The sequence below is a fragment of the Aurantimicrobium minutum genome, assembly GCF_029892845.1.
GTDB classification, from domain to species: Bacteria; Actinomycetota; Actinomycetes; order Actinomycetales; family Microbacteriaceae; genus Aurantimicrobium; species Aurantimicrobium minutum_B.
Window position 1 is genome coordinate 63,921 of sequence record NZ_JARXVT010000001.1, and the last position, 12,549, is coordinate 76,469.

14 protein-coding genes are annotated in these 12,549 nt (G+C 53.2%); 9 read left to right on the top strand and 5 right to left on the bottom strand.

Going from position 1 to position 12,549, the window contains the following annotated elements; translation table 11 throughout:
• Positions 1–92 precede the first annotated feature (92 nt).
• The gene (locus tag M2118_RS00165) at positions 93–1,340 is read right to left on the bottom strand and encodes a cytochrome P450 (RefSeq protein WP_280793955.1); all 1,248 of its coding nucleotides are present in this window, start codon (positions 1,338–1,340) and stop codon (positions 93–95) included.
• 137 nt (positions 1,341–1,477) lie between these two features.
• Between M2118_RS00165 and M2118_RS00170 the strand changes: the two genes are divergently transcribed.
• Positions 1,478–1,981, top strand: a complete 504-nt coding sequence (locus M2118_RS00170; protein WP_280793956.1) for a MarR family winged helix-turn-helix transcriptional regulator — start codon at positions 1,478–1,480, stop codon at positions 1,979–1,981.
• Here the strand turns inward: M2118_RS00170 and M2118_RS00175 are convergent, their stop codons facing one another.
• The gene (locus tag M2118_RS00175) at positions 1,982–2,680 is read right to left on the bottom strand and encodes a gamma-glutamyl-gamma-aminobutyrate hydrolase family protein (protein WP_280793957.1); all 699 of its coding nucleotides are present in this window, start codon (positions 2,678–2,680) and stop codon (positions 1,982–1,984) included.
• A gap of 112 nt (positions 2,681–2,792) precedes the next feature.
• On the opposite strand from M2118_RS00175, the gene M2118_RS00180 reads away from it, so the two are divergent.
• The 8 genes from M2118_RS00180 to M2118_RS00215 all read left to right on the top strand — a co-directional run bounded on the left by M2118_RS00180 (position 2,793) and on the right by M2118_RS00215 (position 9,590).
• Complete coding sequence (locus M2118_RS00180) at positions 2,793–4,256, top strand: aldehyde dehydrogenase (protein ID WP_280793958.1); 1,464 nt, start codon at positions 2,793–2,795, stop codon at positions 4,254–4,256.
• 3 nt (positions 4,257–4,259) lie between these two features.
• Positions 4,260–5,168: a catechol 1,2-dioxygenase gene (locus tag M2118_RS00185; protein ID WP_280793959.1), complete on the top strand. Its 909-nt coding sequence runs from the start codon at positions 4,260–4,262 to the stop codon at positions 5,166–5,168.
• Positions 5,161–6,039: a fumarylacetoacetate hydrolase family protein gene (locus M2118_RS00190; protein WP_280793960.1), complete on the top strand. Its 879-nt coding sequence runs from the start codon at positions 5,161–5,163 to the stop codon at positions 6,037–6,039. The genes M2118_RS00185 and M2118_RS00190 overlap by 8 nt, the downstream gene beginning before the upstream one ends.
• Entirely contained in the window at positions 6,039–6,230 is a 192-nt protein-coding gene (locus tag M2118_RS00195) for a ferredoxin (protein WP_280793961.1), read from the top strand. The genes M2118_RS00190 and M2118_RS00195 overlap by 1 nt, the downstream gene beginning before the upstream one ends.
• Before the next feature lie 9 nt (positions 6,231–6,239).
• Positions 6,240–7,454, top strand: coding sequence for an NAD(P)/FAD-dependent oxidoreductase (locus M2118_RS00200; protein WP_280793962.1), 1,215 nt, complete (start codon positions 6,240–6,242; stop codon positions 7,452–7,454).
• A 38-nt stretch (positions 7,455–7,492) separates the two neighbouring features.
• Entirely contained in the window at positions 7,493–8,551 is a 1,059-nt protein-coding gene (locus tag M2118_RS00205; RefSeq protein ID WP_280793963.1) for an NAD(P)-dependent alcohol dehydrogenase, read from the top strand.
• A 5-nt stretch (positions 8,552–8,556) separates the two neighbouring features.
• Positions 8,557–8,880: a 2Fe-2S iron-sulfur cluster-binding protein gene (locus M2118_RS00210; RefSeq protein ID WP_280793964.1), complete on the top strand. Its 324-nt coding sequence runs from the start codon at positions 8,557–8,559 to the stop codon at positions 8,878–8,880.
• Positions 8,881–8,942: 62 nt separating this feature from the next.
• Positions 8,943–9,590 (top strand): DUF3800 domain-containing protein, encoded by a 648-nt coding sequence (locus tag M2118_RS00215; RefSeq protein WP_280793965.1) that lies wholly within the window; start codon positions 8,943–8,945, stop codon positions 9,588–9,590.
• A 229-nt stretch (positions 9,591–9,819) separates the two neighbouring features.
• Here M2118_RS00215 and M2118_RS00220 read toward each other — a convergent pair whose 3' ends face one another.
• The 3 genes from M2118_RS00220 to M2118_RS00230 are packed head-to-tail and all read right to left on the bottom strand — an operon-like array spanning position 9,820 to position 12,547.
• A complete protein-coding gene (locus M2118_RS00220; RefSeq protein WP_162532704.1) occupies positions 9,820–10,917 on the bottom strand; it encodes a hypothetical protein in 1,098 nt (365 codons plus the stop codon).
• Positions 10,914–11,546 (bottom strand): ATP-binding cassette domain-containing protein, encoded by a 633-nt coding sequence (locus M2118_RS00225; RefSeq protein WP_280793966.1) that lies wholly within the window; start codon positions 11,544–11,546, stop codon positions 10,914–10,916. Before M2118_RS00225 ends, M2118_RS00220 begins: the two co-directional genes overlap by 4 nt.
• A complete protein-coding gene (locus M2118_RS00230; protein WP_280793967.1) occupies positions 11,537–12,547 on the bottom strand; it encodes a hypothetical protein in 1,011 nt (336 codons plus the stop codon). The genes M2118_RS00225 and M2118_RS00230 overlap by 10 nt, the downstream gene beginning before the upstream one ends.
• Between the last annotated feature and the right edge of the window lie 2 nt (positions 12,548–12,549).

Genomic DNA, 12,549 nt, shown 5'->3' on the forward strand with positions numbered 1-12,549 from the left:
GTCTAGAGGAAATTAAGCTGTGCTCCCACGATGTGGGAGCACAGCTAGTGGAGGCCAGATGAGGGTGAGACGTCCCTCATGGCTTAAGTGATTTAGCGCGTGGTGACCTTGACGGGCATGCGCTTGATGCCGTGAACGAAGTTTGAACGCAGGAAGTCAACTTCTCCGGTGCGCTCAACCTTGTCCACGCGGTTGATGAGGTCTTCGAACATCACACGCAGCTCGATACGAGCCAGTGAGTTACCCAAGCACATGTGGGGACCACCGCGACCGAAGGTCACGTGTTCATTGGGGTTACGCGTGACATCCATCTTGTTGGGGTCCAAGAAGATGTTCTCGTCGCGGTTGCCAGAGGCAAACCAGGCGACCATCTTCTCGCCCTTCTTGATCATGGAACCGTTGAAGTCCACGTCCTTGGTCGCGGTGCGACGGAAGTGGTAAACGGGGCTTGCGTAACGCAGGAACTCTTCAACAGCCCAGGGGATGAGCTCAGGGTTCTCCTGAAGGAGAGCCAGCTGGTCAGGGTTGTTGATGAGGTTGTTCATGGTGTGAGTGATGGTGTGACGCGTGGTCTCGTTGCCAGCCACAACCAGGAGCAGGAAGTTGGTGTGGAAGTCACGGTCTGACAGCGGGATTCCATCCGATGGCGCAGTGTTGACTAGGACGGAAACCAAGTCTGTACCGTTCTTGCCCAGACGCTGGCGACGAAGTTCGTCACCGTATTCGAATACTTCAAGAGCCGCAGGGGAGCGGAAGGGAAGGTTCTTGTACTTCTCTGATTCTTCGGAGTTGATGAGGACGTCAGCGTGCTCGGGGTCTGAGAAGCCGACCATGCGGTTACCCCAGTCAATGAGCTGACCAGTGTCGGAGTCGGGCACATCCAGGATCTTGGCGAGCACGCGGATGGGGAAGTCAGCTGCGACGTCTTCAACAAAGTCGAACTCACCCTTGGCGAATGCGTTGTCGAGAGTGCTGGCGGTGAGGCCGCGGAGAAAGTTCTCATAGCGGGCGACGGCAGCAGGAGTGAATTCAAACTGGATCAGTCGACGCATGGCGCGGTGACGTGCACCATCGGTTTCGAGAAGTGAACGTCTGGCGTCCTCTTGTTCGGGCGTGACCTCTTCGAGGTTGGTGAAGCGTTCGCTGGTGAACGTCTCCGAGTCGCGAAGAACCTTCACAATGTCGTGGTACCGAGTCGCCGACCAGAAGCCACTGCCATCTGCGCCTTCGTCACTGAAGTGCGCGGGGGTGTTGGTGCGGATCTCTTCGAAAGCCGCCCATGGGGCACCATTCTGGAACAGGTCTAAATCGGCCAGGTTGTAGGGCGACGATGGCTTCATCGAAGTCTCCTCATCGAGATTGTTCGGATACGAATAATCTCAGGATAACCCCATTACCTAGAGGTAAGTCAAGTTCTTCCCTCAGAAGTCGCATGTGCTGGCATAAACTTGTGGAACGTTCGAAGAAAAGAGAAATCATGGCAGGCAGTCACACCCTGGCTGAGACTGAGTCTCAGATCACGAGTCGACTCAGCCACATGACGCTCGATTTCGAAGCAATGGCTGTGACCTCGAACCTCTTCCGAGCTGCCAGTGCCGTGCGTAACCACTTCGAGCGCAACGTGCTCGCTGAGAGCGGTTTGAGCTGGACTGCCTTTGTTGTGATGTGGGTCACCTGGATTTGGGAACCTGCTGAGACCCGTGACATTGCCGAAGAGAGTGGTATTTCCAAGGCCACGTTGACCGGTGTTCTCAAGACCCTCGAGAAAATGGGTCTTGCTGAGCGATCACGCAGTGATGCGGATGGTCGTCTGGTCTTGGTGAACCTCACCGAAAAGGGTCACAAACTTATGGAGACCCTGTTCCCAGCCTTCAACCGTCAGGAAATCGAAATCTCGTCACTCATCCCTGCGGCGGATCGTGCCAACTTCGCAGACATGCTGCGCTTGCTCACCAACTACACGCAGGATCAAGCCAAGTAGCTAGCGCTTCGCGCTGAATTTCGCTGCTTCGCTCACGAAGCCCTCAAAGAGCTCTGCCTGAGGCTTATTGGTGTCGTAATTGTCCTCTGGGTGCCACTGCACGCCAAAGGCCCAACCGGCAGCATCAATCTTGATGGCTTCCACATCGCCCTGAGCTGATCGAGCAATGACCTCAAGTCCCTCGCCCAGAGCGTCAATGACCTGGTGGTGATAGCAGGAAGCCTCAACAGTCGCTGAGCTCAGACCCATCTCGGAGTGATACTTCTCAATGGTGACGGGCGCCACATAGTGCTGGTGGGGTTCGTCCATGTGTTGAACGAGTGTTCCACCCCTGGCCACGTTGGTGATCTGTGTTCCTCGGCAGATGGTGAGCACAGGCATTCCCGTGCCGAGGGCATAGTTCACGAGGGAGATGTCGACCTCATCGGCGAGATCGTCCACGTCGTAGACGTGGTCGGATTCCACGTCCTGGCCATAGCTTTGGGGGTTAACGTCAGCACCGCCGGGCATCAGAACCCCGTCGATCCCTTCGAGTCGCTCAGCCCAATTGCTGCCTGCTACGGGCAGGAAGGTGAGAGGTTCGCCACCGGCTGCCCAGACGCCTTCAGCAAGGCGGCGAGCAGTGATAACTGCTGCATAGCGCGTGGCAGAAGTGTTCTCAGCGAATCGGGCCAGAATGGCGATGCGAGGGCGAGACATAAAGTGCCTTCCAAATAAATAGAGATATTTATCTTGTGTGACTTTTATATCCTAGTAATAATCGTTAGTATACGAATGATTACTTCTACACAAAGATGTGAGGACCTGCCCCATGAGCACAATTAGCGTCGCCGGTGCCGAGATTGACACCCGCCACTACATTGGCGGCACACGCGTCTCCTCTGCAGAGACATTCACCAACACCTCACCTATTGACGGCACCTTCCTCGGCGAGATTTCCCGCGGTGGACAGGCAGAAGCAGACGCAGCGGTAGCCGCTGCTCGCGCAGCTTTTCCTGCCTGGGCAGCGCTAGGACCCAAGGGCCGTGGTGTTCTGCTCCACAAGCTTGCAGACCTGATCGAAGAGAACAACGAAACCCTGTCTCAGCTCGAGACCATGGACAACGGTTCACTGCTGCGATCACACCGTCGCGGCGTGATGCCTCGCGTGGCGATGAACATCCGCTTCTTTGCAGACTGGGCCATCAACGAACTTCACCACGACGCGTTCGAAACTCGTGGCCACACCAACAACGTCAGCTGGGACCCCTCTGGTGTTGCTGTTCTGATCACCCCCTGGAACGCACCTCTCATGCTGGCCACGTGGAAGATTGGTCCCGCGCTCGCCGCTGGTGACACCGTCATTCTGAAGCCCGCTGAGTGGACTCCGCTCAGTGCCTCCTTCTTTGCAGACCTGACCAAGCAGGCGGGTATTCCTGACGGCGTCTTCAATGTGGTGCAGGGTTATGGCAAGGAAATCGGTTCTGCCCTTGTCGCTCACACCGACATCAACCGCATCTCCTTCACCGGTTCGGTGCCCACCGCCAAGGTGATTGCCCGCGCAGCGGCAGACAACCTCACCCCCTGCTCTTTCGAGCTCGGTGGCAAGAGCCCCATGATTGTGCTCGAGGATGCAGACCTCGATCTCGCTGCCGAAATTGCTGTGGAGCAATACGACAACGCCGGCCAGGTCTGCCTCTCCGGAACTCGTATCTTTGTGCACGAAAACATCGCAGATGCGTTTGCTGCCAAGTTCGCCGAGAAGGCTGCTGCTCTCAAGCAGGGTGACCCTCGCGATGAGACCACCGACATCGGTCCCCAGATTCACCAGGTGCACTTCGACCGCGTCAAGGGATTCGTGGACCGCGCCAAGGCTGAAGGTCAAGAGATTGTCTGGGGCGGTGAGCCCAACTCAGACTTAGGTGGCCTCTTTTTCCGTCCCACCCTGGTGAAGAACCCCACCGAAGGCTCCGAGATTGTCTCGAGTGAAATTTTCGGGCCCGTTCTGTGCATGATGACTTTCAAGTCGGACGAAGAAGTTGTCGAACGTGCCAACGGCACCGAGTTTGGTCTGGCGGCTGTGGTTGTCTCTGGCAACAAGGAACGTGCCAACAAGGTCACCTCGCAGCTGGTTGCTGGCACCATCTGGGTCAACTGCTTCTTTGTGCGTGACCTTCGCGCCCCCTTCGGAGGATCGAAGAAGTCAGGTATTGGCCGTGATGGCGGCACCTGGTCCTTCGACTTTTATGCAGATGTCAAGAACACCGTAGTTTCACCAAATGGATGGAAGGAATAAACCATGGGCGAAGTAGTAGGCGCAGCAATCCTTGCGCACGTACCCACGATCATGCTCCCCAAAGAGACTCGTTACGAGCTCAATGACGGTAAAGAAATCTCTCTCGTCCCCGGTTTGCAGAAGCTCCGTAAGGACGTCATGGAGACACTCGACTACGACACCGTTGTTGTGCTCGACTCCCACTGGGCTACCACCGTGGAGTTTGTTGTTTCTGCTCAGGACCACCGTGAAGGCAAGTACACCGCGGAAGAACTTCCTCGTGGCATGTCTCAGATTCCTTACTCATTCAAGGGTGACCCTGAGTTTGCAAACTCACTCGCGAACTATGACGAGAAGAACGGAACCTGGATCACACCTATTTCCGACCCCTACCTCCCCATCTTCTACGCAACAGTGAACCTGTGGGACTACTTGGGTAAGGGCTTGGACAAGCGCTGGGTATCCATGTCTGTGTGCCAGACCGCAACCACTGAAGACTTCCTGCGTGCAGGTCGTGCCCTCGGTGAAGCCATTCGTGACTCGGACCGCAAGGTTCTGCTGCTTGCTTCCGGTGCTCTTTCACACACCTTCTACAAGCTGCGCGACCTGCGTAAGCACGAGGCCAGCGACCCCAGCCACATCTTCTCTCCTGAAGCTCGTGCGGCTGATGAAGAGCGCATTGAATGGTTCAAGGCAGGCGACCACGCTCGCGTGCTCGACACCATGCCAGAGTTCATGAAGTTCAAGCCAGAGGCCAACTTCAGCCACTACCTCACCATGGCTGGCGCTCTCGGCGAGGAGGCCAACACCTCCAAGGGCGAGATGTACTCTGACTACGAGAACTCGGTCGGCACTGGCCAGGTTCACATTTACTTCCCGAAGCCAGAAGGCGGCTTCCCACTTCCAAAGGACATGGTTCTCTCTCGTGACTGAATATCGTCGAATCCTGCTTGATGGCGTTGCGGTGCAAACCGTGCGCGACGGAGAGTTCCTTGTTGCCGCTGACGGTCGTCGCGTGGCTATCGAAGATGCGCAGCACCTGCCCCCTTCGGAGCCCACCAAGATCATCGCTGTTCACCTGAACTACGACAGCCGCACCAAGGAGTTCATGACCAAGCTCCCTGACGCTCCCACCTACTTTCACAAGCCCATCACGGCGATCAACAGCCACAAGGGTGCTGTTGTGCGCCCCGAGGGTTGCAAGTGGTTGAACTATGAGGGTGAGATTGTCATCATCATTGGCAAGACCTGCCGCAACATTTCCCCCGAGGAAGCCGGCGACTACATCGCCGGTTACACCGTGGGTAATGACTATGGCCTGCACGACTTCCGCGACACTGACGCCGGCTCCATGCTCCGCGTGAAGGGTTCGGACACCTTGGCCCCCGTGGGTCCAGGAATGGTCACCGACTGGGACTTCCGCAACAAGATGATCCGCACCTATGTCAACGGTGAAGTCAAGCAAGAAGACAACACCGACAACATGGAATGGGACATGCACTATCTGGTTGCAGATATTGCCCGCACCATCACGTTGGTTCCTGGAGACATGTTGTTCTCTGGAACTCCTGCATTCTCTCGTCCCGTTCAGCCCGGCGACATCGTCGAGGTTGAGGTCGAGGGCCTTGGTCGTCTGACCAACCACATCGTTGTCGGACCAACCCCCATTCGCACCGACGTGGGCGCACAGCCCACCGAGAGTGAAGAGGTTGTCTCGACCGCCATGGGTGGTGACTGGGAATTCCGCGGAATTCGCACCCCATCCAAAGATCTATACCCATCCACTGTGGAGGAAAAAGAATAATGATCAAGATCAATGTTGACATGGAAAAGTGCCAGCACTATGGCCAGTGTGTCTTTGAGGCACCCAACGTTTTCAGACTCAATGACGATGACAAGCTGGAATATCACGCAACCGCTGAGGACAGCGAGCGCGACAACGTCCAGGCAGCAATCGATGTCTGCCCCATGCAAGCCATCTTTATTGTTGACTAAGGAAAACCTATGACGCGCCCAGTAGTAATTATTGGCGCTTCAATGGGCGGTCTTCGCACAGCAGAGTCGCTGCGACGAAGCGGTTATGCCGGGCCCATTGTGGCCATTGGTGAGGAGGAACACCCTCCCTATAACCGCCCACCGCTCTCCAAAGAAGTGCTCGCAGCCGACGTGAATCACGAAGCTGTTGCATTCCCCCTCGGTGACGCTGTTGCCGATGTGGAATGGATTCTGGGCCGTAAAGTAGACCGTGTTGATCTGGAGAACCAGATTGTCACTGATGATCTCGGTGTTGAACACCACTACGAAGCACTGATTATTGCAACGGGGCTTCGTCCTCGTCGCGTTGATCTTCCGGGAATGCCAAAGCAGGGGGCTCACGTCATTCGATCTCTCGATGACGCGATAGCTTTGCGCTCGGAGATTTCTGAAGGAACCCGCGTTGTCGTCTACGGCGCTGGTTTCATTGGTTGTGAAGTTGCGGCAACCGCCAAGAAACTGGGTGCGCATGTCACCGTCATTGGCAAGGGGCCAGTCCCCTTGCTCCGGCCACTGGGCCTGGAGCTTGCGCGTGACATCCAGGCACGACAAGAGGCTCAGGGTGTCAACTTCTTCATGGGTTCGACGATCACCAAGGTCACTGGTGGTGACCGAGTGGAGAGTGTTCTTCTTGACTCAGGCGTTGAGCTCTATACCCAGGTGCTGATTGAGGCTATTGGTTCTGAGCCGAATCTTGAACTGCTCCACGACAACGACGTCGATCTCGACGGCGGTGTGGGAGCAGATGCCAACCTGCGCGTTCTTAAGAAGGACGGGACTCCCTGGGAGAACGTCTATGTCGTTGGTGACGTGGCACGTTTCCCCATTCCTCAGTTCTGCGACTATTCGCGCCGCGTCGAGCACTGGAACATTCCTACCGAAATGGCCCGCAAGGTGGGTAAGGAAGTTGCACTCCAGCTTTCCGGCGATGCAGATGCATTCGCTGAAGAACTAGCCAAGCCTTTTGCGCCCATTCCTTCGTTCTGGAGTGACCAGTTCGATGTCAGCTTGTTGGCGTATGGCCTGATTGATCAGGCCGACGACATCCAGCTGCTGGAAGGTGAAGCAGGCGGAGATTGCGTCTATGGCTACTACAAGCGCGGCGAGCTCGTTGGTGTCTGCGGAGTTGGCATGAGATCGAAGGTTATGGGCTACCGTAGCCAAGTGGGCTTAACTCGCCCCTAGTTCTGCAGGACAATCTGCACACATCGAAAGGTTTGGCTATGACTACTACCGTTCGCGCAATTGGAGCTGTCGCTGAAGGCGCCAAGATGGCACCCATGGACATTATTCGTCGCACACCCGAGGACACCGACGTCCGTATTGCGATTACTCACTCCGGGATTTGCCACTCAGACATTCACACTGTTCGCGGTGAATGGGGCGACCGCCCCTACCCTCTCGTTCCTGGACATGAGATTGTGGGAACCGTTCTTGAGGTTGGCTCTGCCGTCACCAAATACAAGGTCGGCGACATCGTCGGCGTCGGCGTCATCGTGGACAGCTGTGGTGAATGCGACAACTGTGCCAACAATGACGAGAACTACTGCACCGGTCCCGTTGGTCCACGCCTGACCTATGGTGAAGCAGAACCACAGCTTCCTGGTCAAGTCACTCAGGGTGGATACGCCCAAGAAATCGTGACCACCGAGAACTTTGTCTATCGGATCCCCGAAGGCCTTGACCTTGCCGGTGTTGCTCCACTGTTGTGTGCTGGAATCACTGTGTATTCGCCCTTGAAGCACTGGGGTGCAGGCCCAGGCAAGACCGTCGGTGTTGTCGGTATCGGTGGTCTGGGACACATGGCGGTGAAGTTCTCTCACGCCCTCGGTGCACACACTGTTGCTCTGACCTCAAGTCCAGAGAAGGTAGCCCTTGGCACCTCACTCGGTGCGGATGAGGTACTTGTCACTTCAGACGCAGAAGCTATGAAGGGTGCTCGTCAGAAGTTCGACCTCATCATTTCGACACTTCCCGGCGACCACGACATGAACCCATATCTGGACCTGCTCACCCTGGATGGCACCTATGTCATCGTGGGTGCGGTCAACGACATGACCCAGCCCTTCTCACTTCCTAAGCTCATGATGCGTCGCCGCTCCATCGCTGGCTCGCAAATTGGTGGCACCGTGGAGACTCAGGAAATGCTGGACTTCTGTGGCAAGCACAACATCGTTGCTGACGTAGAAGTTATCAAGGCTGATTACATCAACGAGGCCTATGACCGAGTTGTTGCCGGTGATGTGCAGTTCCGTTTTGTGATTGACGCCACAACCATCTAGTCCTGATGCCTCAACTCAACTTCATTTCTCCCGACGGAGAAACTTACTCAGTTGAGGGCAAACTCGGTGATTCCGTCATGGACGCCGGCGTTCGCAACGTTGTGCCAGGAATGTTCGGGCTGTGTGGTGGGGCTATAGCGTGCGTGACGTGTCACGTGCTTGTCGACGACAGCACCGCTTCGCGGTGCACTCCCATGCAGGACTTCGAAGACGAGATGCTCGATGGCACTGTCACGCCCCGGCAAGCGAGCTCACGCTTGAGCTGTCAGATCGTCATCACAGAAGAACTGGAGGGTGGCACGTTTATCGTGCCCGAGAAGAACTACTAAGTGCTGGCTCATCTCTTTGGTTACCCTCTGGAAGCGTCAGTGGCTCTTCGTAGTATTCGTCTGTGTATGTGTTTATTGATGATTCAGGCGATGCCGGGTTTCGGCTTGGAGAAGGCTCTTCAGATTCATTAGTTATCGCTTGCTGTGTATTTCCAGACGCAGATTCTGCCGAGCTTGCGGCGGACAAAATTCGAAAAATTCGCAGTGAGTTGGGTTGGCATACCTCTCACGAGTTTAAATTTTCAAAGACTCGGGCAGACATAAGAATGCAATTTCTGGTTCGACTTGCGAAACAGAACTTCTTTATCAGGGCCATCGTGTTGCCAAAAAAAGATATATATCCTGACTTTTTGAAAACAGAACATAAATCCTTTTACAACTTTGCAATCCAGTCCGTGTTGAGTAACTCTGGCGGGACAATACAGAATGCATCAATCAGAATTGATGGCTCCGGTGGCAGGGAATACCGAAAGGCAGCAATTGCGTACTTCCGCAGAGAGTCACAAGCTAAGGATGCCGGGATAATTCGCAAGGTAAGTTTTGTCGACTCACATCGAGATCACTTAATCCAACTTGCTGACATGGTTGCTGGATCAATCCGATGTTCACACGATTCAAACCGGGTCGATTCGGGCCAATACCTGGGAGCCCTCAACGCACGAATACGAGACCCACGATCTGATATTCGGGTTTTTGGTGTTCCGCGTTAAAAGCGATTCGCCCCCTAGCCGATAACGGCACGCACACCATACGGAGGCAGTTCGGGGAGCGAATCTATGTATTTCAAGTATTACAGCCCCTACTGACACTTTCAAGCTGTGGGTCGAAAATGCGGAGTACTAAACCTTGGGCTGCTGCTGCGTAATGCAGTGAATGCCGCCGCCGCGGGCGAACATCTTTTATTAAGCAGAGCTCCCTTTTGCCGCTATGTGAGAAGTATCACTCTCGCTTCTTAAGGAAGTTAAGGAGATACCGTTCTTTCATATTCAGTGCGGTAATTATCACTCCGGAAAAGACGCCAATCAAAGCGAAAACAACAATTTGAGCTGTTACCAAATTAATTGTGTGTAGGTTATCGGAATATTTACCCGAAATGAGAAATCCTATGGAGACTGACACAATTGCTCCGGGAATTGCCCAAATAGATTGTTCCAGTATCTGCATCACTACTAATTGAGAGTTTCGCATTCCTGAATGCAACATGGAAGAAAACTCAAGTCGCCGGAGCCATATAGAACTGGCACCTAAAGCAAGTCCTGTTGTGAGTGCCAATAAGTAGTTGAATTTGCTCGTTCGGGAAGTGAATAATTTCTCCCCATCAAACGAGTTTCCTAATGTGGTGTTTAGTTGAGAAATTTGTGGAATGACATCTTCTGCCCCACTGTCTGGGATAACAACAGTATTGAGAAGTGAATTTGCCTCAATTGATTCTGGCCAAGAGATGAGCCAACATTCGTCGTAGGGCTTCGTGTCGACGAGTTCGGGCGAAATGATTGCATACCCGAATCCACCTCTTCTTCCATCATCTGGATATTCATACACGCCTGAAATATTAAGCTCACCCTGACTTGTCGAAAGCTTGTTGCCGTTACCTAAGAGATATTCGTATGCGGGCTTCCCCATCAATACACCAGCATTTGCTGTGTTTTGAGGTTTGAATTGGGCGGTATCGAGTATCGCCAAAATTCCCGTACTTGCGACATATTCTTCAATCGGAATTGAACTCATGACGGTAGGTCGAAGACCCGAATCAATTTTTCGTATTGCCGCGCTTGAGATACCGAGATTACGTGAAAGAGATTCACAGCCAGCTCCGTCTATTCTTCCTTCAGCAGAGACGTAGCGGATATTTGCGCCAGATTCTTGATAATTAACTGCTCCTACTTGAACGCTGTCGATTACTAGCACTTCGTGGACTACGAGGACGGATAATAAGCAGGTAAACAAGGAGAAGATTAAGCCGGTTTTGGAAGTTCCAGAGAGAAGATTTCTTTTAATTTCACGACTTATCCCGATAGAAAGCAGGGGTCTTTTCATTTTGGATGAGACCTTTTGCCCAAATCAAGAAACTGGTTACACGCCGCAATAGTTTCAGGATCATGTGAAGCAACAATGACGACTGTTCCGGTTTTACTGATTGCGGAAATTGCGCTGTTGACTGATCTGGCACTTGCGCGATCCAACTGAGCAGTGGGTTCGTCGACGAGCAACATTGCTGGATTTGTAGCTAACGCCCGAGCCAACATGAGTCTTTGAGCCTCACCCCCGGATAAAGCATGGAAAGGTCGACCATCACGTAGCTCGGATAATCCCACTAGCTCACAGAGCTCAATGGACACTAAATCAGCAGCTTCAGGGCTCTCGCCTCGTGCGATCAGGGGAAAGCCAACCTGATCGATCGCCGATCGCTTGGGGACCCCGAAGGGGTTTTGAAAAACCCATTGTGTGTTGCCACTAATACTTTTTTCGATATGGCCCTCGGTCGGAGTAACCCAGCCAGCAATCGTTGTCAGGAGTGTGCTTTTTCCACTACCGCTTGGACCTGTTATCGCACAGCTTTCTCCCGAAGCTATTGATAGATCAATGTTTCTATAGAGCCAATGTGACGTTGCAGTGAACCGGTGGCCCAATCCAGACAATTTGACCGCACCCTCAATTACTTGCATGATTCTTGTCCGGTGGGCACAGTGAGCACTCTAGGAATAGCTTCTTTGTCCGAAACTGGATTGATGAAAGTTTGCCCAAATTTCGATCCAACGATGGTGACCTTATAAATTGAGGCATTTGATTTCACGCACGCTGTTTTTTCCTCGATACCAAAAAGAGTGACCGGTGATACCGCAGTTAATTTCTGAGGAGTAATCAAGCGGATGATGCCAGGTCTGACAGCTTCAAATTTATCTGTCGCGCTGATGGCAGATTTGTATTCCGGTGAATTCCTGATTGCTTCAAGAGCGGCATCGTTAACAGAGGAACTGTTTTCATCTAATTCAACCTGCACGCCCATTACTTCAAGAAATCGAAGTCCCAAAAGTGGAGTGATCGGGTAATCCACTATGTGGACCGCCAAGAGTTGTCCTTGAATCGAAGCAAAATTTGATCCGGGCTCAATGATTTCTCCAACATGAAGCAAACATTTGTTCAACAAAACATTTTGTTCTGGAATCCATACAATTCGTTCAAAAGGAATTTCAGTCAAACGCGTTCGTGATGATTCAAATCCTGAGAGTAAAGCTGAAACCGATGCAATGAGCTTGGAATCGACTGAGCCTTCACTAGGAATCTCTATTCCTAAAGCGATAAGGCTCTGTCTTAGAGCAATGACATCTGGACCAGTGTCGCCGAATACAAGATTGCGCCACAGTGGCATAGAAGTATCGAGAGCAAGTAAGGCTTGTCCATCAATCGACAGGGGTGAACTTCCAGAGGAAATTGCTGCACCTTCTATGCAGTCACTTCGAGTGAGCCTCCCCCCGAGTAATGAACTCAATGGGACATCTGCCCCGATTTTCAGAGACACCTGGACAGTTTGTGGGTCATCAAAAGTTACTATTTCGGATGTGTAAGTTTGCTCAGGAGTAGGCGTTCGTAGTGACAGGGGCGCATTGACAGGAAACAGCAGAGCGCCAATAACGGCGCCAAGGATCGCAACTGTTATTCCGGCCATTG